Annotated in this window: 6 protein-coding genes; 3 read left to right on the top strand and 3 right to left on the bottom strand. The window is 48.0% G+C overall.

Translation table 11 applies throughout. The features are described from left to right. Positions 1 to 2: 2 nt before the first annotated feature. Together EA408_00055 and EA408_00050 are read left to right on the top strand one after the other, a co-directional pair. Positions 3 to 536 carry a S24 family peptidase gene (locus tag EA408_00055; protein TVR75659.1) on the top strand — a complete coding sequence of 178 codons (534 nt, stop codon included), beginning with the start codon at positions 3 to 5 and terminating at the stop codon, positions 534 to 536. Between the two features lie 67 nt (positions 537 to 603). After that, entirely contained in the window at positions 604 to 1,224 is a 621-nt protein-coding gene (locus EA408_00050; protein ID TVR75658.1) for a flavodoxin family protein, read from the top strand. Here EA408_00050 and thpR read toward each other — a convergent pair. Continuing rightward, the gene (gene thpR / locus EA408_00045; GenBank protein TVR75657.1) at positions 1,214 to 1,735 is read right to left on the bottom strand and encodes an RNA 2',3'-cyclic phosphodiesterase; all 522 of its coding nucleotides are present in this window, start codon (positions 1,733 to 1,735) and stop codon (positions 1,214 to 1,216) included. The two genes, EA408_00050 and thpR, sit on opposite strands and share 11 nt — an antisense overlap. A gap of 99 nt (positions 1,736 to 1,834) precedes the next feature. Further along, on the bottom strand, positions 1,835 to 2,110 hold the full coding sequence (locus EA408_00040) for an acylphosphatase (GenBank protein TVR75661.1): 276 nt from the start codon (positions 2,108 to 2,110) through the stop codon (positions 1,835 to 1,837). Between the two features lie 161 nt (positions 2,111 to 2,271). Between EA408_00040 and EA408_00035 the strand changes: the two genes are divergently transcribed. Next, positions 2,272 to 2,823 (top strand): glutathione peroxidase, encoded by a 552-nt coding sequence (locus tag EA408_00035; protein TVR75660.1) that lies wholly within the window; start codon positions 2,272 to 2,274, stop codon positions 2,821 to 2,823. Positions 2,824 to 2,904: 81 nt separating this feature from the next. Here the strand turns inward: EA408_00035 and EA408_00030 are convergent. After that, the coding region (locus EA408_00030; GenBank protein ID TVR75656.1) for a T9SS C-terminal target domain-containing protein at positions 2,905 to 3,350 on the bottom strand (446 nt) is incomplete at its 5' end.

Below are 3,350 nucleotides of genomic sequence, written 5' to 3'. Positions count from 1 at the left end.
GTGTGCTGGCCACCACGGTAAACAGCAGCAATGAAGAGAATATCGAGCTGGTAAATGAAAAGGCCAAGGCGGGATATATTACCGGCTACGCCGATCCTGAATATATAAAGGAGTTGCCTGTGTTTCGTCTCCCTTTCCTTTCGGGGAATCGCAAGTACAGGGCCTTCCAGGTAAGCGGCGATTCAATGCTGCCGCTGCCCGACGGTTCGTGGGTGACGGGGGAGTTTATAGCGGACTGGCACGGGATCATCAGCGGGAAGCCTTATATTGTGCTAACCCTTAATGACGGCGTGGTGTTCAAGATAGCCGACAACCTTATCAGGTCGGAGGGGGTGCTGAGGATGTATTCCCTTAACCCCTTTTATGAGCCGTATGACCTGCCGGTGGGGGAGATCAGGGAGGTATGGCGCTTTGTAAACTTTATCAGCGCCGAGCTGCCGGATACCGAAACCGGCGATGAGGCAACGCGCCGCATGGTGGCCGAGCTCAGGAACGAGCTGAAACTGATACACCAAAAGCTTGATAAGCAGGGCTGACGAGTAAGATGATCACAACACCTAAGAGACAGCAAAAACAATATGTGCAAATTAAAACAAACTAACAATGAAGGTATTATTCATTAACGGCAGTCCCCATGAAAAGGGGTGCACTTACACGGCATTGAATGAAATTGCCGAAACCATCGAAAAACAAGGTATTGAGGCAGAAATTTTCCAGGTCGGCACCGACCCGGTCTCCGGCTGCCTGGGATGCGGCACATGCAGGAAAACCGGACGATGTGTGATTGACGATGTAGTAAACAAATTCCTTGAAAAAGCAGAAAAGGCCGACGGGTTTGTCTTCGGATCACCTGTCCATTTTGCCGCCGCATCAGGCATGCTGACCTCTTTTATGGACAGGGTGTTCTATGCAGGCAGGAATAAATTTGCCCACAAGCCTGGAGCATCTGTTGTCAGCTGCCGCCGTGGGGGCGCAACCGCAACCTTTGACCAGATCAACAAGTATTTCACAATAAGCAATATGCCGGTAGTCAGCTCCCAGTACTGGAGCATGGTTCATGGCAATACCCCCGATGAGGTAAGGCAGGACAAAGAGGGGCTGCAAACCATGCGCACGCTCGGAAACAATATGGCCTGGCTGCTCAGGTGCATAAGGGCAGGGAAGGAGGCCGGAATAGAACTGCCCAAAACGGAAAAACCGGAAAGGACAAACTTTATCCGCTGAACATAAAAGTCTCCGCAACACGGTAAACCGGTCCCCGGGGCTGTAGTTCGCTGTTGTACAGGTTGAAGCAATTTACGGTGAAGTCCGCTTCAAAAGGGTTGGCCAGCCCGATCTTCTCTGACACGACTCTGTAATCCTGCGGCAGCAGCCACTTTATCCGCGCAAGGGTAATATGGGACTTCAGCTTTTCACTCACCCCAAAAACTGCGGCAATTCTGCTGTACAGGTCATTCAGCTCTTCAGACTCTTCCAGTTCCAGCCATATCAGCCTGGGTTTCCTTTCGGGAAAGAGTTTGATTTCCGTCGTAGTCAGGGTAAAAGGAGAGAAGGAGATCTTTCGCAATTCAGAGAACTTTTCCTCAGAGCCTGTATCACCCAGGAAGAGCAGGGTGAGGTGCAGGTTTTCCTTCCTGACAGGCTTCAGGCCCTTAATTCCCCGGAAGGGTGTAATAATTTCTCCAAGTTCATCCTTGAGCTGATCAGGGAGAGGTATGGCAAGAAATTGACGCATTTAATCACCTTTATCAATTCTGTAAACCGGTCACCGTCAGGACAGCTGCAGGGGTTATATACACATGACAGAAGAAAACCAGATCAGATGCGTTAATAATTAAAGCTTTATGTCAAAAACATCATCGCCCTGAACAGGCATCTCTTCAGTCTCTACCCTCTCAACTCTTGCAAAATCAGGGCCTTTGCGGCACCATGAAACAAACCCGCCCAAAGCCTTTTCTCCGGCCTCAGCCTCTGCATATACTGAACCATCGGCCATGTTTTTAACTAAGCCCTTAACACCCAGGTACCGGGCCATGGTCCGCGCCTCGAACCTGTAAGACACACCCTGTACGCGGCCGTAAATCCTTATTTTCATACGTTTCTTCACCATCGTAAAAATACTATCAAAAAAGCAGTAAACAAAGTCAGAGTCACCTGTCACAATGAACATTCATCCGGCAAAATTGTTATTAATCGGAATCAATGTTGAAATTGTATAAGCTGAAAATAATTGTAAGACACCGCGATGTTAAAAACACAAAATTAAAAACGATGAAAAGAATTAGCGTTATTGTAACCACACTGTTTTTGAGCGCACTTGTTACGAACGCACAAAGTGAAACTACACTCCACGATTTCGTGGTAGAAGATATTTACGGCGACACCTTTGATCTTGCTGACCTCAACGGCAAGAAGGTACTGGTAGTCAATACGGCCAGTAAATGCGGACTTACTCCCCAGTATGAGGGCCTGCAGGAGCTATATGAGGAATTCGGAGGCGATGATTTTATCATTATAGGGTTCCCTGCAAATAATTTTGCCAACCAGGAGCCCGGTACCAATGAGGAGATAGCTCAGTTCTGCCAGATGAATTACGGAGTCTCATTCCCGATGATGTCCAAGATTTCGGTAAAGGGAGATGATATCCACCCGCTTTACCAGTGGCTTACCCAGAAGTCGCATAACGGCGTCGTTGATGCCGAGGTAACCTGGAACTTCCAGAAGTTCATGGTCGATGAGAACGGAAGGGTGGTCGATTATGCAGCACCACGTGAAAACCCCCGTTCAGAAAAGATACTGAACTGGATCGCCTCCGGAAGCTGATAAAACCGGGGCATCAGGCTTGCAACAGAATACAGGAAACATTCCGGGATGAGCTTAATGCTCCAGATCCCGGAATGACCTTTATCTTGAAACAACAAACCTTCTGATCACAACATCGCCGCCAGGCTCAAGCTCAACCCGCAGCAGGTATACCCCCGCGGGAAGGCTTCCGACAGCCAGTTCCCTGTTGTGGGCATTCACATCAACATGAATTATTACCTGGCCGCTTATATCGATAACCCGCAACTCACGCAGCAGCTTTTCAGATTCAACTATAATAAAGTTATAGGCAGGGTTGGGATATACTTTCAGTATTTCAGGTGCCATATCATCAATAACATATGATACATCAGATTCAAGCTGCACATCAATGACCAATCCTGAATTCTCAATATCAAAGTTGGCAGATGCATCACTGTAACCCTCCTTCTCAACAATATATGAATAGGTGCCGGAAACAGCTTCAAAGCCAGCCTGACCATCTGAATCAGTGTAAAGAGTGATAAGATCAACAGCATAGGCCTGCA

This window comes from Marinilabiliales bacterium, assembly GCA_007695015.1.
In the GTDB taxonomy this organism is placed as follows: Bacteria; Bacteroidota; Bacteroidia; order Bacteroidales; family PUMT01; genus PXAP01.
This window is presented reverse-complemented; position numbering and strand designations above follow the sequence as displayed.

What these genes read in the sequence shown, in the direction of transcription:
- EA408_00050 (TVR75658.1), top strand. Translation starts at nt 604, where the DNA reads ATGAAGGTATTATTCATTAACGGCAGTCCCCATGAAAAGGGGTGCACT.
- thpR (TVR75657.1), bottom strand. Translation starts at nt 1,735, where the DNA reads ATGCGTCAATTTCTTGCCATACCTCTCCCTGATCAGCTCAAGGATGAA.
- EA408_00040 (TVR75661.1), bottom strand. Translation starts at nt 2,110, where the DNA reads ATGGTGAAGAAACGTATGAAAATAAGGATTTACGGCCGCGTACAGGGT.
- EA408_00035 (TVR75660.1), top strand. Translation starts at nt 2,272, where the DNA reads ATGAAAAGAATTAGCGTTATTGTAACCACACTGTTTTTGAGCGCACTT.